This window comes from Streptomyces sp. NPDC007971, assembly GCF_042958635.1.
GTDB lineage: Bacteria > Actinomycetota > Actinomycetes > Streptomycetales > Streptomycetaceae > Streptomyces.
Map to the genome: position 1 here is coordinate 80224 of NZ_JBIBJK010000002.1, position 21342 is coordinate 101565.

Annotated in this window: 19 protein-coding genes and 1 pseudogene; 11 read left to right on the plus strand and 9 right to left on the minus strand. The window is 70.7% G+C overall.

Annotated features, from left to right (window positions below):
- The first annotated feature begins 91 nt into the window (after positions 1 to 91).
- On the plus strand, positions 92 to 1747 hold the full coding sequence (locus tag ACFZCP_RS04105; RefSeq protein WP_391423856.1) for a glycosyl hydrolase family 28-related protein: 1656 nt from the start codon (positions 92 to 94) through the stop codon (positions 1745 to 1747).
- On the opposite strand, the pseudogene ACFZCP_RS04110 reads toward ACFZCP_RS04105, so the two are convergent.
- A pseudogene (locus ACFZCP_RS04110) lies at positions 1717 to 2578 on the minus strand (AraC family transcriptional regulator). The gene ACFZCP_RS04105 and the pseudogene ACFZCP_RS04110 overlap by 31 nt on opposite strands.
- A 34-nt stretch (positions 2579 to 2612) precedes the next feature.
- On the opposite strand from ACFZCP_RS04110, the gene ACFZCP_RS04115 reads away from it, so the two are divergent.
- Entirely contained in the window at positions 2613 to 3062 is a 450-nt protein-coding gene (locus tag ACFZCP_RS04115; RefSeq protein ID WP_391423858.1) for a DUF2000 family protein, read from the plus strand.
- Between the two features lie 105 nt (positions 3063 to 3167).
- Here the strand turns inward: ACFZCP_RS04115 and ACFZCP_RS04120 are convergent, their stop codons facing one another.
- Complete coding sequence (locus tag ACFZCP_RS04120; protein ID WP_391423860.1) at positions 3168 to 3821, minus strand: DUF2637 domain-containing protein; 654 nt, start codon at positions 3819 to 3821, stop codon at positions 3168 to 3170.
- Positions 3822 to 3855: 34 nt separating this feature from the next.
- Entirely contained in the window at positions 3856 to 4035 is a 180-nt protein-coding gene (locus tag ACFZCP_RS04125) for a hypothetical protein (RefSeq protein WP_391423862.1), read from the minus strand.
- A 283-nt stretch (positions 4036 to 4318) separates the two neighbouring features.
- On the opposite strand from ACFZCP_RS04125, the gene ACFZCP_RS04130 reads away from it, so the two are divergent.
- Positions 4319 to 4609 (plus strand): hypothetical protein, encoded by a 291-nt coding sequence (locus ACFZCP_RS04130; RefSeq protein ID WP_391423864.1) that lies wholly within the window; start codon positions 4319 to 4321, stop codon positions 4607 to 4609.
- 109 nt (positions 4610 to 4718) lie between these two features.
- On the opposite strand, the gene ACFZCP_RS04135 is transcribed toward ACFZCP_RS04130, so the two are convergent.
- Positions 4719 to 5981 carry an MFS transporter gene (locus tag ACFZCP_RS04135; protein WP_391423866.1) on the minus strand — a complete coding sequence of 421 codons (1263 nt, stop codon included), beginning with the start codon at positions 5979 to 5981 and terminating at the stop codon, positions 4719 to 4721.
- 164 nt (positions 5982 to 6145) lie between these two features.
- Between ACFZCP_RS04135 and ACFZCP_RS04140 the strand changes: the two genes are divergently transcribed.
- Both ACFZCP_RS04140 and ACFZCP_RS04145 read left to right on the plus strand, forming a co-directional pair.
- Positions 6146 to 6907: a phosphoglyceromutase gene (locus tag ACFZCP_RS04140; RefSeq protein WP_362681701.1), complete on the plus strand. Its 762-nt coding sequence runs from the start codon at positions 6146 to 6148 to the stop codon at positions 6905 to 6907.
- A gap of 554 nt (positions 6908 to 7461) precedes the next feature.
- Complete coding sequence (locus ACFZCP_RS04145; RefSeq protein WP_116152629.1) at positions 7462 to 8031, plus strand: DUF4232 domain-containing protein; 570 nt, start codon at positions 7462 to 7464, stop codon at positions 8029 to 8031.
- A gap of 752 nt (positions 8032 to 8783) precedes the next feature.
- On the opposite strand, the gene ACFZCP_RS04150 is transcribed toward ACFZCP_RS04145, so the two are convergent.
- The 5 genes from ACFZCP_RS04150 to ACFZCP_RS04170 form a co-directional block, all read right to left on the minus strand.
- Positions 8784 to 8996: a hypothetical protein gene (locus tag ACFZCP_RS04150; protein ID WP_391423869.1), complete on the minus strand. Its 213-nt coding sequence runs from the start codon at positions 8994 to 8996 to the stop codon at positions 8784 to 8786.
- Positions 8997 to 9347: 351 nt separating this feature from the next.
- Complete coding sequence (locus tag ACFZCP_RS04155) at positions 9348 to 10820, minus strand: sialidase family protein (RefSeq protein WP_391423871.1); 1473 nt, start codon at positions 10818 to 10820, stop codon at positions 9348 to 9350.
- A gap of 702 nt (positions 10821 to 11522) precedes the next feature.
- Positions 11523 to 11729, minus strand: a complete 207-nt coding sequence (locus ACFZCP_RS04160; RefSeq protein ID WP_391423873.1) for a hypothetical protein — start codon at positions 11727 to 11729, stop codon at positions 11523 to 11525.
- A gap of 179 nt (positions 11730 to 11908) precedes the next feature.
- Complete coding sequence (locus tag ACFZCP_RS04165) at positions 11909 to 12184, minus strand: hypothetical protein (RefSeq protein ID WP_135793943.1); 276 nt, start codon at positions 12182 to 12184, stop codon at positions 11909 to 11911.
- A gap of 381 nt (positions 12185 to 12565) precedes the next feature.
- The gene (locus ACFZCP_RS04170) at positions 12566 to 13624 is read right to left on the minus strand and encodes a zinc-binding dehydrogenase (RefSeq protein WP_391423876.1); all 1059 of its coding nucleotides are present in this window, start codon (positions 13622 to 13624) and stop codon (positions 12566 to 12568) included.
- A 291-nt stretch (positions 13625 to 13915) separates the two neighbouring features.
- On the opposite strand from ACFZCP_RS04170, the gene ACFZCP_RS04175 reads away from it, so the two are divergent.
- The 6 genes from ACFZCP_RS04175 to ACFZCP_RS04200 all read left to right on the plus strand — a co-directional run bounded on the left by ACFZCP_RS04175 (position 13916) and on the right by ACFZCP_RS04200 (position 21337).
- Entirely contained in the window at positions 13916 to 14209 is a 294-nt protein-coding gene (locus ACFZCP_RS04175) for a hypothetical protein (RefSeq protein ID WP_391423877.1), read from the plus strand.
- Positions 14206 to 15576: an alpha/beta hydrolase family protein gene (locus ACFZCP_RS04180; RefSeq protein ID WP_391423879.1), complete on the plus strand. Its 1371-nt coding sequence runs from the start codon at positions 14206 to 14208 to the stop codon at positions 15574 to 15576. Before ACFZCP_RS04175 ends, ACFZCP_RS04180 begins: the two co-directional genes overlap by 4 nt.
- A 420-nt stretch (positions 15577 to 15996) precedes the next feature.
- Positions 15997 to 18249 (plus strand): HAMP domain-containing protein, encoded by a 2253-nt coding sequence (locus ACFZCP_RS04185; RefSeq protein WP_391423881.1) that lies wholly within the window; start codon positions 15997 to 15999, stop codon positions 18247 to 18249.
- 15 nt (positions 18250 to 18264) lie between these two features.
- Positions 18265 to 19728 (plus strand): poly-gamma-glutamate synthase PgsB, encoded by a 1464-nt coding sequence (pgsB, locus tag ACFZCP_RS04190; protein WP_391423883.1) that lies wholly within the window; start codon positions 18265 to 18267, stop codon positions 19726 to 19728.
- Complete coding sequence (locus tag ACFZCP_RS04195; RefSeq protein ID WP_067299411.1) at positions 19725 to 20207, plus strand: poly-gamma-glutamate biosynthesis protein PgsC/CapC; 483 nt, start codon at positions 19725 to 19727, stop codon at positions 20205 to 20207. The genes pgsB and ACFZCP_RS04195 overlap by 4 nt, the downstream gene beginning before the upstream one ends.
- A gap of 44 nt (positions 20208 to 20251) precedes the next feature.
- The gene (locus ACFZCP_RS04200) at positions 20252 to 21337 is read left to right on the plus strand and encodes an NlpC/P60 family protein (RefSeq protein ID WP_391423886.1); all 1086 of its coding nucleotides are present in this window, start codon (positions 20252 to 20254) and stop codon (positions 21335 to 21337) included.
- Positions 21338 to 21342: the final 5 nt, after the last annotated feature.

Consider the following 21342-nt stretch of genomic DNA (forward strand, 5'->3'; position numbering starts at 1 on the left):
CCTTCCCCGTCAGGGGGCGGCGGTGGCATGCTCACCGCCAACGCACTCCTGAACGTCGTTCATATCCCTGAATGCGAAGGGGCGGCCGGACATGAAGCACGGGCACGTCAGCAGACGGACACTCCTCGTCGGCGCCACCGCCGTGGCCCTGGGCACGGCAAGGGGCACGGCGGCCGCGGCCCCGGGCGAAGTACCGTCCCTGTGGCGGGAATTCACCCGCACGCCCTTCACCCATCCGCAGATCCCGTACGTCGGCCGGGCGGGTCACCGTGCCGGAACCCGCCGCCTGCCCCGCCCTCGGACCGTCGCCGACGTCACCGACCACGGCGCCGTGCCCGACGGCACCACCGACTGCGCCCCCGCGATCAACCGTGCCATCGCCGCCGCCGCAAGGGCCGGCGGTGGCGCGGTCACCATCCCGCCCGGCACCTTCCGCATCGACGGCCTGATCCACATCGGCGCCTCGAACGTCGTCCTGCGTGGCGCCGGCAGCGGCCGCACGACCCTGTACGCCACGAAGAACCTCACCGAACTGATCGGCGTCTACGGCTCCCGCTACGGCGGCGACAAGTCAGCCTGGTCCTGGGCCGGCGGTCTCATCTGGCTCGCCCCGCAGGCCCGTTGGGACTCCCTGACCGCCGCGGTCAAGGCGCAGGCCTGGCCCTTCGAGGGCTGGACCGGCAACCGGCGCGACGAGTGGACGGCCCTCACCGCCGTCGAGCCGGCCCGCCGGGGCGAGTGGAGCGTCACCGTCGCCGATCCCTTGGCCCTGCACCCCGGCCGGCTCGTCCTGCTCCGCCTCGCCGACGACCAGGCGCACACCCTCCTCCAGCACATGGCGGGCGACGGTCCCGGACCGGCGTCGTACCGCTGGGACGACAAGACCAAGCTGCTGTCCTACGTCCCCTACGAGTGGCCGGTCCGCATCACCCGCGTCCACGGTCGGCGCGTCACCCTCGAACGCCCGCTCCCGCTGGACCTGCGCTCCGAGTGGAACCCTCAACTCACCACGCATGTAACCGAGTTGACGGGGTCGGGTGTCGAAGGCCTCACGCTGGACGTGCGGGAGACCCCGATGTCACCCCATCTCCTCGACAAGGGCTACAACGGCGTGGTCCTGCAGTGCGCCTACGACTGCTGGGTGGACGACGTGACGGTCCGCAACGTCGACAACGGCTTCGGCCTGGTCGCGGCCTCCGCCTGCACCCTGCGCCGCACCCGCGTCGCCGGCCGCGGCTCGCACCACCCGTACTTCTGCCGCGAGGGCTCCCACGACAACCTGATCGAGGACTTCACGATCGAAGAGCGCACGGTCCCCGCGCCGGCCGGCACCCAGCTGCACGGCGTCAACGTCGAGGGCCTGTCCTCCCACAACGTCTGGTCGCGCGGCGAGATGCAGATGGGCACCTTCGACTCGCACCGCGGGCTGCCCTTCGCCGACGTGCGCACCGACATCACGGTGAACAACGACGGCCGCCACGGCGGGGACGCCAGCGCCGGTCCCCTGTTCGGCGCCCGCTTCACCCACTGGAACATCAGGGTCACCAACGGCCGGGCCGGCCTGATGAAGATCGACGGGCTGGCGCCCTGGTCGGCGACGGCGGGCCTGAACGAGGTCCACGAGTTCGACCAGACCGACGTCCCCGACTTCACCGGCGATCTGAACTCCCGCCTGGAGCTGTACGGCACCACGGACGCCGTACGCCCGCGCAACCTCTACGACGCCCAGCGCGCACTGACCCGGTAGCGCCCCGGAGTCACCCCCACCAGCCTCTTGAAGTGCCGGGTGAGGTGGGCCTGGTCGCAGAACCCGGTCGCCGCCGCCACCTCGCCCGGCGCCAGCCCGTCCAGCAGCAGCCGGCGGGCCCGGCCGACCCTGCGGGAGGTCAGGTACTGGTGCGGCGCGATGCCGTAGGCGGTACTGAACGCCCTGACCAGATGGGCGGGATGGGCGTGCAGCAGCCGCGCGGCGTCGGCGAGGACGAGCCCCTCGCCGACGTGCTCGTCGAGCAGCTCGCGCAGGGAACGGGCGAGGGCGGGGTCGGGGCGCCCGGTGCCGTTCTCGCGCCGCCGCAGATGATCCCGGAGCCGCTCGCCGACGAGGGCCAGCCGGCTCTCGGCCTCCAGCTCGTCACCGGGGCGCCCGAGCGCGGCGTGCACCTGCCCCACCCGCAGTCGCAGCACGGGATCCCTGAGGTCGGGCCCGTCGACGGCCGGACCGATCAGCTCGTCCCCGAGGTGGCTGCTGTCGAGGTACAGCACCCGCTTGCGGAAGCCGTGCGGGGTGGCGGGGGAGCCGTTGTGCGGGACGTGCGGCGGCAGCAGCGACACGGTGTCGTGCGGGGTCCCGTGCTCATGCCGGTCCAGGTCGTACCGTACGGCCCCGTCGTCGACGATCAGCAGCGTCCAGGCGTCGTGGACGTGCATCGGGTAGGCGTACTCGGGGATGGGGGTCCCCCCGGGTCGAGCGGTGCCGAGACTTGGGGGGGGCGTGGAAGACCTCCACGACACCCGGGATGCGCGGGCGCCAGGCGCAGACGTCGGGCTGAGCTGCGGCGACCACGCAAAAAACGTACAAGACCACGCCGTACGACGACAGGCAGTCTCACCCCATGAACACCGAACAGCGACCCGACGTACCTGCCGAACCGATCCGCTTCGAGACCAAGATCGCCGTACTGCTGCGTGAGGACCTGGAGCCCTGGCAGCGCCTGAACGTGACGGCGTTCCTGGTCAGCGGCCTGGGCAGGCAGGTCCCCGAGGTGATCGGCGATCCCTACGAGGACGCGGACGGGGTCTCCTACCTCCCGATGTTCCGGCAGCCGGTGCTGATCTTCGAGGGCACGAAGGAAACCCTGAGGACGGCGCACACCCGGGCTCTCGCACGGGCCCTGCCGCGTGCGGTGTTCACGGCCGGCCTCTTCGCGACGGGCAACGACCGCGACAACCGCGCGGCGGTGCGGGCGGTGGCGACGGCGGACCTGGATCCCGTCGGGCTGGCGGTGTACGGGCCCCGGAACGGGGTGGACAAGGTGCTGAAGGGGGCGCGGATGCACCCGTGAGGGGCACGGATGCATCCGGGGCCCCTGGGGCTGTCGACAGCCGGTGAGGCCGAGGGGGATTGCCGGGACTGTTGCTGCTGATGCTGCTGCGGCAGGCCGGGGCTGTCAGTGCTTGGGCATCGGACGCTCGGCGGGTGCGGCGTGCGCGTGCCGCGGCCGGGTCTTGGCCGAGATCTGGCCGACGAGTTCCCCGAAGCAGACCAGGGCGGTGACCGGCGGAATGCCGAAGATGACCGGCGCGAGCTGGGCGTGCGACCAGTTGCTGATGCACAGCGCCACGGCCATGGCCGAGGCCGCGACCACGACGCACCAGGAGCGCCGCGCGCTCCGGCGCTGGACGGTGGCCCGCAGGACGGAGAGAGCCGCCACGAACCATGGCCCGTACACCGTCAGCGGCCAGCACTGCGCCAGCCTCACGGGCAGCACGGTCGAGGCGATCCCGCGCAGCTGGCCGTAGGAATAGGAGACCGACCATCCCAGCATGCACACGGCGCACAGCGAGACCATCGTGATCAGGACCGTGACGTACGTCGTGCGCCGGCCGCCGTCGAGGAGATGGGACTCCTGGCGGAGACGCCGGCGGTTGTTCCTGCGACGGGACGGCGTGGCCGACGGAGTGGCGGCGGGGGTGACGGGGGCCGTCGTGGACAGTATCTGGGCCAGCTCTTCGACCGGGTCCCAGTCGTTCGGCGCGATGTCCGTTTCGGGGACGGTCCAGATCTGGTCGTAGAGACCGGTGTCTTCGTAAATCCTGTCCATCGATAATCCCTCTGGATCCCCTCCGTGCGCTCCGTCAGGAGGCTCCATACAGATCTGCCATGGCCCGGCGGTATTCGGTTTCCATTCTGTTGATCTTATTCAGGAAATCGTGGAGCAGGTCGGCGGATGACCTGATCCCCGCGTCGCCGTCCCAGTGAAGTGCGGTCGTCGGATGATCCTCTGTTGCGTGCCAGTCCAATCGCGTCACGGTCACCTAACGAAGGTGGGCGGAGGCGGGGGTGTCGGGCATTCGGGGGAATGTCCCGTGCATACCGAATGCCTACCGAATTTAAATGCCCGGTCCCGATGGAGCGTCAGAACGGCGCGGGATGTGGGCACTTTGCGCCTGTATGCGCCCCCGTGAGCTGGGGCTCCGCCCCCGGCGTGGCGCCATGTGCGCCGTCTGTTCGGGTGCTTGTGCGCAAGCCGACGCGTTTGGCGCCGGGGACGGCGGCATATCTCTGGCGAGCACACACCGATCGAAGGAGAATCTCATTATGCGTGCACGCACCGTGCTGGCCGCCGTCGCATTTGCCGGGACCCTCATGCTGGGAGGCGCGGGCCAGGCCCTCGCCGACGACAACGACGACATGGGGAGCGCCAGCGATTTCGGGACCATCTCCCAGCCCGCGGCCGACTTCGGCCAGCCCGCGTCCGGTTTCGAGCAGGGCGCGTCGGGTGCCGAAAAGGGTGCGTCGGGTATCGGGCAGGGCGGTCCCGAGTTCGCGCAGCCCGGGTCCGGGCTCGGGCAGTCGGGGTCCGTTTTTGATCGGGCCTTCACCCGCTGAGCGGGCGGGCTGTTCGGTCCTTCCCGCACTGCCCCGCACCGTGCTGCGTGATGCTCACGGTGCGGGGCAGGGGACTTTCCGGACGGTGAAGCCGTCCGGTGCGGTGGTCTCAGACCGTCCCCTGCGGCACGGTCCGAGGTGCCGAGGCGGACTGCCGCCGAGCCGGGACCGGCTCTTGCGCCGGCAGGCCGCGCATGAGGACGCCGTATCCGACGCCCGCGACCGTCCCCACCACCGCGCACATCCCCCAGAGCCACTGCGCCCCGAACCGGTCGATGACGGTGCCGGACATGAGCGGCGCGATCAGCGAGGCGGCGGACCACGACAGCGTGTACATGCCCTGGTAGCGCCCGCGGCCGTGCACCGGCGACAGCCGTACGACGAGCCCGGTCTGCGTCGGCGCGTTCACGATCTCGGCGAGCGTCCACACGCACACCGTGAGCGCGAAGACGCCGACCGATCCCGCGAAGACCGTGAGCCCGAAGCCGTAGCCCGCGAGCAGGGACGAGACGACCAGCAGGGTGCGCGGGTCGCGGTGCTCGATGAACCGCGTGACCGGGATCTGCAGAGCGACGATCAGGATGCCGTTGACCGCGATGGCCAGGCCGTAGTCGGCGGGCGAGAACCCGGCCCGTCCCATGGCGACGGGCAGCCCGACCGAGCCCTGCTGGAAGACGAGGGCGACGAGGAAGGACAGCCCGACGACGGCCATGTACCGCCCGTCGCGCAGCACGGTCCCGAGGCTGATGTCCGCGTCCGCCTCCTTGGCGGTGGCCGTGGGCCGCGACTCCGGCAGCTTGACGAAGACGACGATCGCGCACGCCAGCGTCATCCCGGCCTCGATCAGGAACCCGGCGAGATAGCTGAACTCGGCGATGAACCCGGCGGCCATGGAGGAGACGGCGAAGCCGAGGTTGATGGCCCAGTAGTTGAGCGAGAACGCCCGCACCCGGTCCTCGGGCCGGATGATGTCGGCCATCATCGCCTGCACGGCGGGCCGGGAGGCGTTGGAAGCCATGCCGACGACGAACGCGACGGCGGCGATGGCGACCGGGTCGTGCACGAAGCCGAGCAGCGCGACGGAGGCGGCGGTGGCGGTCTGCGCGATCAGCAGGGTGGGCCGCCTGCCGAGCCGGTCGGCCATCACCCCGCCGCCCAGCGAGGAGACGACACCGCCGAGCCCGTGCAGGGAGGCGACGAGGCCGGCGTACGAGGCGGAGTACCCGCGGTCGAGGGTGAGGTAGAGCGCCATGAAGGTGGCGACGAAGGCACCCAGCCGGTTGATGAGGGTGCTGGTCCACAGCCACCAGAACTCACGGGGGAGCCCGGCGACGCTCTCCCGGGCGGCTCGTCTGAGACGGGCGACGGACATGACGGGACCCCCCGTGGGTACACAGTGAAGTAAGTGGCTCAAGCGGTATCGGCAACTTACATGCGCGAGGTTGATCGTGGCCACTCAATTAACAGAAGCCGTCAACTGTCCGGCTGCCGGGCACGCGCTCCGGGGGCCTGAATGCGTGGATTACGCTCTGGGGCATGGCCGACGCACCGTACAAGCTGATCCTCCTCCGCCACGGCGAGAGCGAGTGGAACGCCAAGAACCTGTTCACCGGCTGGGTGGACGTCAACCTGAACGAGAAGGGCGAGAAGGAGGCGGTCCGCGGCGGTGAGCTGCTCAAGGACGCCGGCCTGCTCCCCGATGTGGTCCACACCTCCCTCCAGAAGCGTGCGATCCGCACGGCCCAGCTGGCGCTGGAGTCCGCGGACCGCCACTGGATCCCGGTCCACCGCACCTGGCGCCTGAACGAGCGCCACTACGGCGCCCTGCAGGGCAAGGACAAGGCGGCGACGCTGGCCGAGTTCGGCGAGGAGCAGTTCATGCTCTGGCGCCGCTCGTACGACACCCCGCCCCCGCCGCTCGCCGACGACTCCGAGTTCTCCCAGGCCGGCGACGCCCGCTACGCCTCCATCCCGCCGGAGCTGCGCCCGAGGACGGAGTGCCTGAAGGATGTCGTCATCCGGATGCTCCCGTACTGGTACGACGGCATCGTCCCCGACCTCCTGACCGGCCGCACGGTCCTGGTCGCGGCCCACGGCAACAGCCTCCGCGCCCTGGTCAAGCACCTGGACGGCATCTCGGACGCGGACATCGCGGGCCTGAACATCCCGACGGGCATCCCGCTCTACTACGAGCTCGACGCCGACTTCAAGCCGCTCACCCCGGGCGGCAAGTACCTCGACCCCGAGGCGGCCGCAGCGGCCATCGAGGCGGTCAAGAACCAGGGCAAGAAGAAGTAGGTTGGGCGATCATGCCTCCCACCTGTGCCTATGGCGCGGATGGGAGGCATTTTCGTGCCCTGGAACCTCCCTGGAACCTCACCCCTTGTGATCTTGTGGCCTGAGTGCCTTTCCGAGTGCCTTCCGGGCCCGGTCCCGGCTGCTCGGCATGAGGTGCGCATGCGGACGCTGCCCTCCGTCTCCTACGGGCGGCCCTGACCAGCGGAAAGAGGTTCATGGGAGACCGAGCGTGACCGGACGCTAAACATTTTGTTTAGCGTCCGCAGGGAAAGTGCAGGTCAGTAGCGGTGAGCGATGCCCGGCGGACCCTGCGGACGCTGTCCGCGCGAGCGCAGCGAGCCGCCAAAGGTCGTGCGGCCGTAGGCCGTTCCTTCTGCCCTGACGGCCATCTGCACGGGTGCAGCCTGTCGTCACCGTTCCGTCACAAGTAGTCGCCGCACGGAACCCTGCCGCTCTCCCGCCCTGTCTGCACTCACGTACCACGACCACGCGTACCGCGGGGCAACAACCGACGACCGAAACCCGCGGACGAGACGACTCAGGGGGACGACAGCATGCGTCACAGCAACGGCATTCGCAGGGCGGCTCTGGCGACGACGGCGGTCACGGCCGTCGCGGCGGCGGTGACCGGCATCCTGCCCGGCACCGCCATGGCGGCGAGCACCACCACCTCCACCCCGCCGCCCGCCTGCCCGGCCTCCGCCCTCCAGGTCAGCGCCTGGCAGGCCGTCCACCGGCCCGTCGGGACCGGGACCGGGGCGGCGGTCGTGCAGTTCACCAACGTCTCCCGGAGGACGTGCGTCCTGAAGGGCCATCCGACGGTCGCGGGCGCCGGCAACGGCTCCCCCGCCCACAACACCCCGCTCAAGGTCACCCCCACCGGCAGGGCGGCCACCGTGACGGTCCGGCCGCACGGCAAGGCGTGGGTGAAGCTGACCTTCGTCCAGGTCCAGGGGGAGGCCGACGGCTACTGCGTGTCGGGCAAGGACCCGGTGACGTATCCGACGATGGTCATCGGGCTGCCGCACTCCGGGAAGCACCAGGTCGCCCTGAACGACGGGGTGTGGGCCGAGTGCGACAACAAGGTGACCGTCACCCCGGTCTCGGCGGTCAAGCCTTCCTGACCCCCCGTCCCCACAAATCGAGCAGCCTGCATGACGATCGCAAGGCTCTGACCTACACGTTTACGAGGAACTGCACATAAGTGCAGGTCAGCGACTCAGCGCATCTTCGGTGCGCTGAGTCGCTGACCTGCGGTGATCAAACTCCGATGACACAAACTCGCGTCCGTCAAAGTCCGATGGCAAACGGTCAAGATCCAGTGGCACGGGACAGGGGGTAACCGTTACGGCCCCTGTGAGGGGGGTGTGACGAGCCTCTGTTTGGGAGCGTCACACCTGCGCCTGCCTAAGGGTTTGGGCGTGACGCGGCCGTCACACCGTTACGGTGTGACGGCCGCCGTTAGGGCTTCTGCCGGAGGCTGGCGTGGAGACCGGAGCCGGGACCTGTCTGGAACCTCCGAGGTACAAGCAACGACAGACAACGACCACCAACAACCGCTCAACCGCAGGTCGGTCGTGGTGGGCCCCCGCTGATCAGCGCCAAAAAACGGGCGGTCGAAACCCAGGGCAAGAAGAAGTAACTCTCGTGATCATGCCTCTGATCTGCGCTTTCGGTGCGGATCAGAGGTATTTTCACGGCCTGGGACCTCCCTGCAACCTCAGCCCGTGTGATCTTGCGGGTGGAGAGCCTGCCCGAGAGCCTTCCGGGCGCGGTCCCGGCTGCTCGGCGTGAGGTGCGCGTACACCGTCGCTCTCCCGGCCACGCTCGCGCGGGAGCGCCCCGCGGCGCGTGGCTGCGGGGCGCCTTGTGGGGTTCAGTCGACCTGCTCCCCGTCGTGCGTACCGCCCATGCAGTAGTTGCCCGCCTCGTTGATCGCGGGCATTCCGCCGCCCTGCTTGCACTGAGAAGGGGTGACGTAGGACGGGGCACCCTGTGCGGTGGCGCCGGCGGTGGCGGTGCCTGTGAGGCCGAGTCCGGCGAGGGCTGCCGTGGCGATGACGGCGGCGAGGATTCGTCGAATGCGCATTTGATTCCCCTTTCAGGGATTGCCTCGGTTGGGGCACTAGTCAGCTTGATCTGACGAAGAGAGCACCCCGGCCGGGTGGGTGGTCTCTTCGTTGTGCCGGAGGGGGCGGCGTCCGCAACCGGCCCCATGCCAAGAGCCGTGTTGACTTGCGGAAACGCGAAGCTGCCTGGTCCCGCTTCCGACCTGCAGTTCCGGTCGGTCACGGACCGGACCGCGTTCACGCGACCCCAGAGCGGCAGGCCCGCCCCGCCGGGCGGGACGCGGCCAAACCTCCCCGCCCAACGTGGTCATGGAGTCCGATGCCTGTCTGCAGCCGTCGGCGGTCGGGTCGGCCGACGGCGTCCACGTCGGTCAGCGGGTGCGGAGACTGCTGGTGTACACGTCCGTACGGTTCTGTGGTGCGCCGGAGTGGGTCTCGGTGAGCACCGCCCGTACTCCCCTGCCGTCTGCCACCAGGCCTTGGTAGTCGCCGAGGAAGTAGCCCCCGGCGAACGGCGCCTGCAGCCAGTCGAAGACCCGCGAGATCCGTCGTTCGGTCCGGAGCTTCGGGTTTCCGTGCTGCAGCGTGGCCAGTTGGTAGGCGGTGGGCAGGGTGGTGGTGTTGCCGGGCTGGAGGAAGCGCAGGTCGTAGTAAGTGAGCGCCACCGTGCCCCGCTCGGCGACCGCGATCGACGGTGAGAAGGCCGGAACGCCCCTGGGGCTGATCAGCTCCGGGGTCCCCCAGGTGCGTCCGCCGTCGGTGGACCGCACCAGCTGGACGGAGTCGAACTTTCCACCGGAGAAGTCCGAGCCCTCGTAGGCCATGTACAGCGTGCCTGTCCTGGGGTCGACGGCCGGGCTCGGCAGGGTGGCCGCGGCGCGCAGCAGTTTGGTGGGCTCGTTCGGGTCGACCTCCGGTACGGAGGTGTCCCGGGCCACGGTGACCGGGGCGCTCCAGGTCTCTCCGGCGTCGGTCGAGGTGACCACCTCGTAGCGCGCTTCGACGACGGTGCTCAGGTCGTCGGAGTGGGTGATCCGGTCGAAGAAGTCGTACAGGGTGCCGGTGCGCCGGCCGGCGACGATCAGATGGCCGATGGTCTGGGTGTTGGGCACGGTGCTGGTGTCGACGAACGGCCGGGCCCTGCTCCAGGTGCGGCCGCCGTCGCGGGTGAGGGAGATGTAGCCGGGACCGTCGAGGGAGCTGGGGCCGGGTGGGTCGTTGTCGAGACGGTCCCAGACCTGGTAGGCGGTGCCCTCGCGGATCGGGTCGGCGGTGAGTGAGGGCTTGTCGTTGAAGAACGGCTGCTCGTCGACGTGCGTGGTGGTGAGGTTCTGCCAAGTGCGGCCGCCGTCGCGGGACGTGACGGCCAGGAGGGCGCTGCGCGTGCTCTTCGTGAAGTCGACGCCCTCCCCGCCGGCGTAGACCGTGCCGTCCGGTCCGGTGCTCACCCAAGGGTCGGTGGCCCGTTCGAAGTCCGCGCCGCCCGGGGCGCACAGGCTGAACGGCAGCGTGCTCCGGTGGAAGGTGTGGCCGTCCGTGGTCCAGCCGGCCGCCAGGCCACGGGCGCCGCCGTCGTTCCAGCGGTCCTGCTGGAACACGGTGACCACGCGCTTGGGGGCGCGCGGATCGACGGACAGGTACGGCTCGACCTCGGTGGCCGGGTAGACGATGCTGTCGGGGGACCTCGCTCCGATGGTGCACTTCGCGTAGGGGTCGCCGTGGGACACCTTGACCGGTGGTGTGCCGTCCGGGATCCGGTCTGCTGCGGCGGGAGTCGCGCCGGTGACCGTGACGAGCAGGAGCACGGCGGTGGTGACGGCGGTCAGGGGCAGGAAGACGCGCATGCGGGATCTCCTCCGGGCCTGTCGGCCGGGGTCCGGGACCGCCGTCATCGGGGCGGCCTGGGGCGCGGAGGCGTAGCGGAACGCGAGGGTGGGGTGACTCCGCTTGGTCCTTTTCGGCGTTGCAGCCGGTGCCCTTGATGGGCCGAACGACGGAGTCATCCCCGGGGTCGTAGAGGAGCACGGCGGAGCCGACCGGCGGGTGCACCGTGTCGGTCGGCTCCTCGGTCGTGCTGTTACGGCGCCGTCTCGTAGGTCCCCGGAGAGAGTCGTGGGCCGCGTGCCGGTTGGCGATGCCGGCGGGGTCGGCCTTGGCTCAGACGGGTTGGTGGAGCGGGATGACCTGCTGGACCTCTTCCACGTTCAAGACCTGCGTCGACACCGAGTGTCGACAACGCTCGTGATCAATACAGCTGAGACATCCGAATCAATGAAGCCAGGAAATGCGAACGACCTCGTCGGTCACTGCATGACGACATGGACGAGGTCGTTCAGGACGGCGGCGAGCGCGGTGTTCAGGACGGCGCGGACCGTTTCGAAGCGGTGACGGCCTCGGCTTCGAGACGGTCGGCGTCCACCATCGGGAGTGCCGCGGTGCCGAGACGGGCGCGGGCGATCCACCCGACGGTGGACCGGGTGCCGTCACTCCCTACCCACCGCGCCGGGTACACCGGCCGGACAGGTTGCCCAGCGTGCGCCGACCGGTCAAGTGATCGCCTGCCTGGTCCCGTCGGGCAGCGCGCAGGCGTCGCCGGCGTAGGGGAGTGAAACGATCTGTCCGCCGGCGGCCGTGCAGTCGTCTCTGGAGATGTTCGGAGACGAGGCGGCCGTGGCGCTGACAGCGCCGACGGCGCTCACGCCGGCAAGGGTCGCAGCGGCCAGGGCGAGGCCCAGGATTCTTCGCACGCGCATGACTTCCTCCTCCTTCCAGGCGCCTTCGTTCGGCCTTCGGGAAGGACAAGTCCCAGGGCGACGGCGCCCTCTTACTCAGCATGGGCGCTCCGCACGAGGCCCGCGAGGCGAGGCGAGGCTGGGCGCCGCGCCCGGGCGCCTCCGGCCGGTGCCGGCGGGCGGCTGCCGCGCGCGGTCCTCTAACGCGGTTCGTGGGCCGCCGCCCGGCAGGCACCGGTCGCGGCGCCGCCCGCCACTCCGGCCCCGGTCAGCCCGGTCACACAACTCTGCAGGTCTCCGACCACGCCACGGCTGCAGGCCGCTGTGACGGAGTCGGAAGCGGTGGCACCGGCCAGTTCGGCCATCCGTGTGCAGGCGGGGATGTCCGCCCGGACCGCGGGAGCGGCGAGGACCGCACCACCGAGGGTGAGGGTCAGGCCGGTGAGGGCACCGGCGATACGGGTCGACGTGCGCATGGGACGCACCTGCCTTCCGGGTTGGTCGCGCGGTCCTGGTCCCGGCGGGCCGGATCCACGCGGTATGGCCGCCTGGCGACGCTCGGTGAGTGGTGCCCCCGGCCGGCGGGCTCACAGACCGACCGCACGATTCTGCGTCGCATCCCTTGAGCCGCACCGGACATGGTCGCCAGGCCGACGGAGAGGGCCCCGGACCGGATGAGACGCACTCGGACCTCCACTCGCGGGCCCCTCACTCCAGCGTCGCATCCTCTTCCCCGCCCGTCCTGGGCACCCGGGAGAACGAAAACCGCGTCTGGATTTCGGCGTTGGCCGGCCGCGCGAGCGTGGGGCCCGGCGGAGCGTGGGACCGGCAGTCGTGGCCCCGTCCCGGACCGTGGCCTACTGGGCGTCCTCGTTCCGGCCGTCTTCGAAGACGAGGAGCGGCTTGGCGCTGTGCGCGGGTTCCTCGGCGAACGAGATGGCTTCGGCGAAGCGGTCGAGCGGGAACGGCCGGCCTCGGGGGATGCTCAGCACGTCATCAGCGACGAGGCTGCGAACCTCGGACAGCGCGCGCAGAGCCTTTGCGGGTGAGGCAGTGCCGAACCAGCGGTTCAGCCAGAAGCCACGGACCACCTTGGTCTCGTAGATGACCGAGCGCGCCGACAGCGGGATCGTCAGCGCCGCCGGGTCGGTCTGCCGATGGGTGGACAGGGCGCCGTAGACCACGGTCTCTCCTCCCGGAGCCAGTGCCTGGGACACCTGGGCACCCACGTGGCCCGCGACGCAGTCGACGGCCTTGCGTACGCCGGCCGGTCCCGCAATCTCAGCCACACGCTGCAACAGGTCCTCGTCCTCGGTGCAGATGACCTCGTCGCCGCCCAGCGCCTTGATCTCCTCGACGGCATCGCGCCGCCGCACCACATTGATGGTGCGAATCCCCAGATGCCCGGCCAGCTGGATGACGAGCCGGCCGACGGTGGAGCCCGCGGCCGTCTGCAACAGCCATTCCCCCGGCTGTACGTCGAGTTCGCGAGTCACCAGGAGCAGCGCGGTCAACGGGTTGACGGCGAGCTGGCAGGCGCTGGAGTCGCTCAGACGGTCGGGGACCGGCAGAAGTCTGTGCGTGTCGGCGACAAGGTATTCCTGCCAGGTGCCGGCCACCTTCGGCCCCGGTACCGCCGGGACGGCTACGGCCACCACACGCTCGCCGGTCTTCAGCCCCGCGGTGTCCGGGCCCAGGGCCTCGATTCGGCCCACGCATTCCATGTTGCCCCCGACGGCAGGAAACTCGGGGGAGAAACCGTAGCGGCCACGCAGCACGTGCAGATCGCTGGCGTGAATCGGAGTCGCCTTCACACGGATCAGCGCCTGGCCGGCCTCCGGCGTGGGAACGGGCCGGGATTCCAGCCGCAGGACGTCCTTCGGCTCGCCGACCTCTCCGGCTACGAGCGCGCGCATGGACTGTGGCATGAGTGACCCTTCGTCTCTCAGCGCCCGACGAACCCGGCGGCTGTCCCTCCCGCCACTTCTCCCAGCTTGCGCCCCTTCGCGAGCACTGTCATGTCGTAAGCAGCCTTGCCCCCTGACGCCAGGCCCGCGACGTCATGCTCGCGACGTCATAAGAGCTGCACCGACGCGCCGGGCCCGATCAAGGCTCCTGTGGACCGACCGGTGGCCGGCCCCTTTCGCGGTGTCGGCCGACGGGGCATGCGGGAGGGCGCCCGTCCCCCGGGGCCGGCGGGATCGTGCGTGGCGTCGTTCGAGGTGAACGTCTTCACGCCCTGTTCCGTACTCGTCGTGGAAAAGGGAGCCGTAGCCCTCACGTGCGACGTGAGGAGCGACCGGCTCCACAGGTGCGTCGAGGTGGAGCGTGAGGTCATCGACCCGGTCATTGCGTACGAACAGTTCCTATTCGTACCCCTTCCCGATGCCGTGAACTCCTGCAAACCGGTGGGCCCTCAACCCGTCGGCCACTGCGGCGGTACGGTGTGCGGCAGTCGATCGCCCGTTCTGCGATCGCTGACCAACAAGGGGGTTTCATGAAACACCGCCGCCCGCGCCACCGTCGCAGAGGGATCGCCAGAGCGGTCGGTACGGCGGGTGCGCTCGCCGTAGCTCTGGGTGTGGGGATGACGCCGGCGATGGCCGCCGGGAAGACGTCCAACGAGCCCGCGGCCACCGGGTTCTCGCCCGACGACCAGCCCCACCAGGCCGACCAGCCCGACGGGAAGACGCCCTGGGCGCCCGAGAACGACGAGGCGCCGCTGCACCACAAGCCCGTCCACCCCGAGGCCCTCGCGTCCGGCCGCACGGCACCGACCGGTCTCCAGCTCAACATGCCCGCACCGACCGGGCAGTACAGCGTGGGCATGGTCGGCCTGCACCTCGTCGACAAGTCCCGTACGGATCCGTACGTCCCCGGCGGCAAGCACCGCGAGCTGATGGTGTCGCTCTGGTACCCGGCCACCTCCACGTCCGGGCACTACCAGGCCCCGTGGATGTCGTCGATCTCCGGCGCCCACTTCCTCGCCTCGCGCGGGCTGTCGCCGCAGCAGGTGACCCTGCCGAGGACCGCGGGCCATGTCCTCGCCCCGGTGAACACCAAGCTCGGCAAGCTGCCCGTCCTGCTGTACTCGACCGGGCTGCACTCGGACCGCGCGATGGGCACCGCGCTCGCCCAGGATCTCGCCAGCCGCGGCTACCTCGTCGTCACCGTCGACCACACCCACGACGCCAACGAGGTGCAGTTCCCCGGCAACCGGCTGGAGGTCAACACGATGCCGGCGGGCTCCCACTCCTCCGACACCCTCAAGGTGCGCGCGGCCGACATCAAGTTCGTCATCAACCAGCTCGGCACGATCAGCAACGGCGGCAACCCGGACGTCGGCCACGCCACGCTCCCCACCGGGCTGTCGAAGAACGTGGACATGTCCCGCATCGGGATGTTCGGCTGGTCGCTGGGCGGCGCGGCGGTCGACACCGCCATGCAGCTCGACCACCGCATCGCCGCCGGCGCCAACCTGGACGGCCAGTTCTTCGGGACGGCGCCGAGCAAGGACCTGGACCGCCCCTTCATGCTCTTCAGCTCCGGCACCCACAACCGCAACAACGACGGGTCGTGGCGCACGCTGTGGTCGCATCTGAAGGGATACCGGGTCGACGTGCAGCTCCATGGCGCGGCGCACCTGTCCTTCAGCGACAACGAGTGGATGGTGCCGCAGGAGGCGGGCCTGCTCGGGCTCTCCCAGGCCCAGATCCAGCAGCAGTACGGCACGATCGACCCGAACCGTGCGGTCGCGGTCCAGCGCGCCTACCTCGCGGCCTTCTTCGACCAGGAGCTGCGCCACCGGCACAGCACCCTGCTCGACGGCCCCGACCGCAAGTACCCGGAGATCTCTTTCGTCCGCTGACCGGACAACTCGCCGGACGACTGGGCCGAGCGGGCAACCGGCCGTGCGGCTGAGCCGAGCGGGCGACCGCCCGGAAAGCCGCCCGGACGGCTGGGCGGACTGCTGGGCGGAATTCGAGGGGCGGGTCCTGTTCGTGGGGCCGCCCTTCGGCGCGCCGGGGGCCCGCACGCGCCGGGGGCCCGCACGCGCCGGGGGCCCGCACGCGCCGGCCGTCGCCCGGTGGCCGGTCTCGTTCGCCCGTACGACACAGGGACGAAAGTGTGATGGTTCTGTCATCGTGTGAAGCTAGAGTGTTCGCTCTATCGAACATTCGGGCGCTCGGCGCCAATTGAGGAAGGATCCGCTGCCCTGCCCTCCGCACCCCGGGCGCCGCGCCGACACCGCATCCGTCGCCGCGCCGATATGCCGATGCTCGGTGGGGTGCGCCCGCCGGTCGCCTCACTCGTCGTACTCCTGCTGGTGGTCGCCGCCCTGACCGTGATCGGCCTCGACGGCATCCACGCCGCGCGCATGCCGCAAGCCGTGTCGGACGGGGAGCAGCAGATCGCCGCGGACACCGCGCTGTCGGTGCGTACCGCGATCGACGTCGAGGCGAGCACCGTACGCCGTACCGCCGAGGCGTACCCGGCGACGAGCACCTCGACCCCCGCGACCGCGCTCAAAGGCCTGACTTCTGCCCGCAAGGGGGTCCTCGGCAGCGCGCTGCTCGACCCGCGCACCGGCAAACTGCTGGCGACCGGCGGCAAGTCGGTGCCGCTGGGCGGGCTGGACGTCGCCAAGACGACGTCCGGGCACGGGGCGGTCCCGCCCCGGCTGGTGACCTCGGGCGGCGTGCGGCAGCTGCTGTACTTCGCCAGGGTCACGCTGCCCGCGCAGCAGGAGGACGCCAACCAGGACCAGAACCAGCTCCCGGACCGGCCCGACCGGCAGTGGCTGCTGGTGGTCTCCGAGGCGCTCCCCGCCCTCACGACGTACGGCGACGGACGCACCGCCGAAGTGCTGGACGCGAGCGGCAGGGCGCTCGCCACCACGGCCCACGGCACGGCGTCGCCGGCCGCCGCCGACCGCGGACTGCCCGCGGAGGCGGCCCGCGCGGCGCACGGGTCGGGGCAGGACACCGACGCCTCGGGAAGCCTGCTGGGTGCCTCCACGCGCAGCCGGAGCACGGTGGCCGGCTGGGCCCAGGTCGCCTCGGCGACCGGTTCGGGCGACACCGACGACCTCGGCCTGGTGGTGCTCACCTCCCGCGCGGTGCCCGCCACGACCACCGGCGCCGACTACTCGGGCTTCGCGCTCGGGGCCGCGGGGGCGCTGGCCGGGGTCGCGGCTCTGCTCGGGCTGGCGCTGCACTTCTCCGTGCAGCAGCCACTGCTGCGGCTGTATCTGTCCGCCGGCCGCCTGGCCCGGGGCGCGACCGAGGAGGGGCCGACCGCGTGGCAGGAGCTGTCCCGGCCGGTTCCGGTGCACGGCTTCGGGGAACTGGCCCGGATCGGGCGGGCCCTGGAGTCCCTGCGCCTGCAACTGCTCGGCGAGAGCGGCCCGCAGGAGTTCCCGGCCCGGCGCGGACCGGGCTACCGGGCGCTGGCCGTCGTCGGCGTGCTGGTGGTGGCCTGCTGGGCGGTGCCGATGATCTTCCTGCTGAACCGGGCGGACACCGCGACCGCGGTTCCGGCTCCGGTCCTCGCAGCCCAGCAGACGCGCACCGAGATCGCGACGAACCGGATCCGGCAGTCCCTCGACCAGTCGTACACCGACCTGAGCGACGCGGCCGCAAGTCTGCCGGGCAGGAGCCGGGCCGCCCAGAGCGAGGTGCTGCAGCACGCCCTCGCCGACCACAAGCAGTACCGCTCGCTGTATCTCCTCGACCGGTCGGGCGACATCACGCTGAGGGTGGGCGACACACCGCTGCGCACCCTCGTCCATGTGCCCCGCGGCGGCGGGATCACCACCGTCAACACCTCGGGCCGTATCCCGGCGATCGCCGCCTACGCCCAGGTCGCGGCCGTCCGGGGCAAGTCCCCGGCGGCCGGGGTGGTCCTGTTCGGCGAGATCGACGTGAACGCGCTCAACTCCATTCTGTCCAGGCCGAAGCTGGGCAGCGTCTGGGTGACGGACGGCGACGACAAGGTGCTGGCGGCGAACGTGGGCTACCGCGCCTTCCAGTCGCTGCCCGACTCCGGCCTGGCCCGTCTCGCCCGCGCCACCCAGGGCGCCCCGGGGACCGCGGGCACCGCGACCTCGGCGGTGCTGCGCACGTCCTCGGGCCCATCGCTGGACGCCGCCGCGCCGCTCGCGCAGAGCGGTCCGACGGCCCGCCTCGGCTGGCACGTGGTGACCGCGGAACCCGCGGCGGCGCTCCAGATCCCCGCGGTGCAGGCCGAGCAGCGCACCATGCTCGCCGGGATCCTGGGCCTCACCCTGGGCGCGGCCTGCCTGGGCTGGCTGCATGTCGTGGTGATCCGGCCGCTGCGCTCGGTCGCCGTGCTCATCGAGCGGCTCGCCGGCGGCGACCGCCGCACCGTGCTGCACCCGGTCAACCACGACGAGATCGGCTCGGTCACCCGCAGCCTGGAGCTGATGCGCCAGGCCCTGGCGGAACGCGACCGGGTGGCCAGATCCGGCCACGCCGCCGGGCCCTCCCGGTCCCTGCGTGAGAACACGTTCCAGCGGTAGAAGGACGGAATCGGCATGCTCTTCCTCTATGTCATAGTCCTGCTGTGCTGCGCCGTGCTCTGGGTCGCCGGAATCCTGGAGCAGCAGCGGCACTTCGCCTCGCTGGAGCAGATACCGACGCGGGTGCTGGTCAACGGCATCCGCGGCAAGAGTTCGATCACCCGGCTGTGCGCGGGCGCGCTGCGCGGCGGCGGCCTGGTCACGGTGGCCAAGACCACCGGCACCGCGGCCCGGTTCATCCACCCGGATGCCACCGAGGAGCCGGTGTACCGCAAGTTCGGGCTGGCCAACGTCGTCGAGCAGATCGGCATCGTGCGGCGGGCGGCGACCTACCGGCCGGACGCGCTGGTGATCGAGTGCATGGCGGTGATGCCCGCCCTGCAGGAGATCAACCAGGAGAAGCTGATCCGTTCCACGATCGGCGTGCTGTGCAACGTCCGCGAGGACCATCTGGAGGAGATGGGGCCGACGCTGGACGACGTCGCCCGCTCGCTCTCCCGCTCGATGCCGGTGGGCGGGGTGTGCGTGACGGCGGAGAAGGATCGCTTCCACATCCTCCAGGAGGAGGCCGACGCCCGTAACTGCAGGCTGGTCTACGCCGACCCCGAGACGGTCACCGACGAGGAGCTGCGCGGCTTCAGCTGGTTCACCTTCAAGGAGAACGTGGCGATCGCGCTCGCCGTCGCCGAACTGCTCGGCGTGGAGCGGCAGACCGCGATGCAGGGCATGTGGGACGCACCGCCCGACCCGGGCGTGCTGTCGGTGGAGCGCTACGTCACCCCCGAGGGCAAGCGGCTGCGGTTCGCCAACGTCTTCGCGGCCAACGACCCCGAGTCGACGCTGATGAACGTCAAGCAGCTGGAGGATCTGGGCGCGATCAGACGGCCCCTCAACGTGATCATCAACTGCCGCCCGGACCGGGTGGAGCGCAACGGCCAGATGGGCGCGATCGTCCCCGACCTCGGCGCCGAGACGGTGTTCCTGATCGGCCACCCGACCAAGAGCGCCCGCGACGCGATTCCGGCCGGTTTCACCGGGCGGGTGGTGGATCTCGGCGGCGACCGCCGGGACCCGCGGGAGCTGACCGCGGCGATGCTCGCGGAGCTCGGCCCGTTCTCCTCCCTGGTGGCGATCGGCAACATCCACGGCCAGGGCGAGCTGTTCCTGGAATGCCTCGCCGAGCTGCCGCTGGACGAATCCGAGGATCCGCTGGACGCCGTTCCCGACGGCGACGGCCTGGACCAGGAGACGATGCAGATCGCGCTGCCCCGGCCGCGGATCGCGACGGCCCGGCCGCCCGAGCCGGAGCCGTACAGCTGGGTGGCACCGCTGGAGACACCGGCGTACGGCTTCCACATCCCGCCCCAGCGCGAACCCGCCCGCCGGTCCGCCACCCACCAGGGCCGGCCCGATGGCCAGAGCGCCGCAGCCGACCCGCACCATGCCTACGATCCGTCCCAGTCCACGAGGAACCCGTGATCCCCGCCAACCTCACCGCACAGACCGCCGCGCTCGGGATCGCCCTCGGGCTGATCTTCTCGCTCGTCTGCTATCTGACCACCAATCTCTCCCCCGGCGGGATGATCACCCCGGGCTGGATCGCCCTCACGCTCGTCACCGATGTGAAGATGGCCGCGCTGATGGTCGGTGTCGCGGTGCTCACCTACTTCATGACGAAGCTGGTGCAGCGCACGGTGATTCTCTACGGCAAGCGGCTGTTCGCCGCCGTGGTGCTGTGCGCGGTGCTGATGCAGACCACCGTGATGCTCGCCCTCAGCCACGAGTTTCCGTTGCTCTACACGTCACAGACCCTTGGCTTCATCGTCCCCGGCCTGGTCTCCTACCAGATGGTCCGCCAGCCGCTGGCGGCCACCCTCATATCGACCACGGCGGTGACGCTGGCCACGTACGTGGTGCTGGTCTCCGGTCTGCTGATCGGCGTCCTGCCCACCGGGTGACCAGCCCAACGCCCTCTCACCCCGCACTTCCAGGAGGATCGGTCATGCACTCCGAACCCGTCGGCAGCCGCAACCGCCCGACTCGCCGCGCCGTGCTCGGGACGATCGCGGGCGTCGCGGCCGCCGGAGTGGCGGGCGGATTCGCCTGGGACCGCCTCGGGCACGGCAGCGACGACGGCGCCGGCGGGGCCGCCGACGGCACGGGCGGCGGCCCGGGCGCCCGGCGCACCGGCAAGCACACCTTCGAGCGGCTGTCCGGCCCCGAACGCACCGTGGTCCGCGCCGCCGACGGCGGCACGCTCGCCACGTTCACCGACGGAGCCCGTACGGCCGTGCTCACCGGGCCCGCCCGCACCTTCAGCGAGCCGCGGACCACCGAGGCCAAGGTGACCACGGACGCCTGGGTACGGGTGCTGCCGCACACCTGGCAGCAGGGCATGGAGAAGTCCGCCTGGTTCAAGGGCTGGTTCGGCAAGGCGCTCGCCGACACCAGCCCGGACGTCTTCGCGGTGGCGTTCGAGTACAGCAGCGCCGGGGCGCGGGACAAGCACAACGCCGACGGCGTGCGCTACGCGGGCACCGCACACTTCGGCCCGCGCAACTCCAAGGTCAACAACCCGTTGGACTTCGCCTTCCACGACGAACAGTCCGACTTCTACGACTACCTGGGCATTCCCTGGTCCTTTGCGGACGGCACCCGCGTGCAGCCGGAGAAGGCCCGCTACGGCGACGTCGACTGCTCCGGCTTCCAGCGTCTGGTGTGGGGCTACCGCATGGGCCTGCCCCTGCACAACACCAACACCCGGGGCGCCGGTCTGCCGCGCCGCGCGTTCGCCATCGCCGCCTACGGTCCCGGCCGCCTGGTGATCCCCCACACCGGCAGGCAGCAGGCCACCGACCTGAATGTCCTGCAACCCGGCGATCTGGTCTTCTTCGCCATCATCAAGGACCAGCCGGACTTCATCGACCACTGCGGCATGTACATGGGCCTGGACGACCAGGGCCGGCACCGCTTCTACTCCAGCCGCTCCGCCGCCAACGGCCCCACCCTGGGCGACCTGTCGGGCCGCTCGCTGCTGGACGGCACCGACTTCTACGCCCGCGGCTTCCGGGCGGCCCGCCGCCTGTGATCCCG

What these genes read in the sequence shown, in the direction of transcription:
- ACFZCP_RS04105 (WP_391423856.1), top strand. Translation starts at nt 92, where the DNA reads ATGAAGCACGGGCACGTCAGCAGACGGACACTCCTCGTCGGCGCCACC.
- ACFZCP_RS04140 (WP_362681701.1), top strand. Translation starts at nt 6,146, where the DNA reads ATGGCCGACGCACCGTACAAGCTGATCCTCCTCCGCCACGGCGAGAGC.
- ACFZCP_RS04165 (WP_135793943.1), bottom strand. Translation starts at nt 12,184, where the DNA reads ATGCGCACGTCGACCCGTATCGCCGGTGCCCTCACCGGCCTGACCCTC.
- ACFZCP_RS04150 (WP_391423869.1), bottom strand. Translation starts at nt 8,996, where the DNA reads ATGCGCATTCGACGAATCCTCGCCGCCGTCATCGCCACGGCAGCCCTC.
- ACFZCP_RS04170 (WP_391423876.1), bottom strand. Translation starts at nt 13,624, where the DNA reads ATGCGCGCGCTCGTAGCCGGAGAGGTCGGCGAGCCGAAGGACGTCCTG.
- pgsB (WP_391423883.1), top strand. Translation starts at nt 18,265, where the DNA reads ATGCTCTTCCTCTATGTCATAGTCCTGCTGTGCTGCGCCGTGCTCTGG.
- ACFZCP_RS04130 (WP_391423864.1), top strand. Translation starts at nt 4,319, where the DNA reads ATGCGTGCACGCACCGTGCTGGCCGCCGTCGCATTTGCCGGGACCCTC.
- ACFZCP_RS04180 (WP_391423879.1), top strand. Translation starts at nt 14,206, where the DNA reads ATGAAACACCGCCGCCCGCGCCACCGTCGCAGAGGGATCGCCAGAGCG.
- ACFZCP_RS04155 (WP_391423871.1), bottom strand. Translation starts at nt 10,820, where the DNA reads ATGCGCGTCTTCCTGCCCCTGACCGCCGTCACCACCGCCGTGCTCCTG.
- ACFZCP_RS04200 (WP_391423886.1), top strand. Translation starts at nt 20,252, where the DNA reads ATGCACTCCGAACCCGTCGGCAGCCGCAACCGCCCGACTCGCCGCGCC.
- ACFZCP_RS04160 (WP_391423873.1), bottom strand. Translation starts at nt 11,729, where the DNA reads ATGCGCGTGCGAAGAATCCTGGGCCTCGCCCTGGCCGCTGCGACCCTT.
- ACFZCP_RS04120 (WP_391423860.1), bottom strand. Translation starts at nt 3,821, where the DNA reads ATGGACAGGATTTACGAAGACACCGGTCTCTACGACCAGATCTGGACC.
- ACFZCP_RS04115 (WP_391423858.1), top strand. Translation starts at nt 2,613, where the DNA reads ATGAACACCGAACAGCGACCCGACGTACCTGCCGAACCGATCCGCTTC.
- ACFZCP_RS04135 (WP_391423866.1), bottom strand. Translation starts at nt 5,981, where the DNA reads ATGTCCGTCGCCCGTCTCAGACGAGCCGCCCGGGAGAGCGTCGCCGGG.
- ACFZCP_RS04145 (WP_116152629.1), top strand. Translation starts at nt 7,462, where the DNA reads ATGCGTCACAGCAACGGCATTCGCAGGGCGGCTCTGGCGACGACGGCG.